Origin of the sequence: Chungangia koreensis (assembly GCF_042651785.1) — a bacterium.
In the GTDB taxonomy this organism is placed as follows: domain Bacteria; phylum Bacillota; class Bacilli; order Bacillales_A; family Planococcaceae; genus Chungangia; species Chungangia koreensis.
In genome coordinates this window covers 1-521 of sequence record NZ_JBHSEC010000017.1, presented here as the reverse complement: position 1 = coordinate 521, position 521 = coordinate 1, and the positions used below count along the sequence as shown (strand labels likewise).

Sequence of the window (521 nt, the reverse complement as noted above, 5' to 3'; positions counted from 1 at the left end):
AAGACTGAGTGGACGATTTGCCCACTCCTTAACAACTGGATCGAGCTTTTCAATTAGGTTAGAGACAAACGATTTGGAGACACTTTGTCCACATAGTTCTTCAACGATCTTGGTGACTTTCCGTGTGGAGACGCCATTAATGACCATTTCGAGCAGGGAGAGGACAAAGGCTTGGTCCATTCTGGCGTAGCGTTCAAAGAGACTTGTCGAGAATTCTCCATCCCGGGTACGTGGTACCCGTAAAGGGACTTTCCCGATATTCATTGTAAACTCGCGATCATAATAACCATTTCGTTGTGAGCGGCGATGATCGACACGTTCATAGGCTTCCGCTTGAATGTACTCATCACGTTCTTTTTCCATATATTCATTGAGTATGAGAACCATGGCAGATTTGACAACAGCATTTAAATTTGATTCCATCAACGCATCTTTTAAATCATCGAAATTTAGGGTAAAGTTCAATTGAGCCATACTTGATTCCTCCTAATGTTTTGGTCGCACTTAACATTTACCCAGGA

At 42.6% G+C, this 521-nt stretch carries 1 protein-coding gene; it reads right to left on the bottom strand.

Going from position 1 to position 521, the window contains the following annotated elements; genetic code table 11:
• Positions 1-474 (bottom strand): transposase (locus ACFOZY_RS09125; RefSeq protein ID WP_378154578.1); only part of this gene is annotated, 474 nt, incomplete at its 3' end.
• Positions 475-521: the final 47 nt, after the last annotated feature.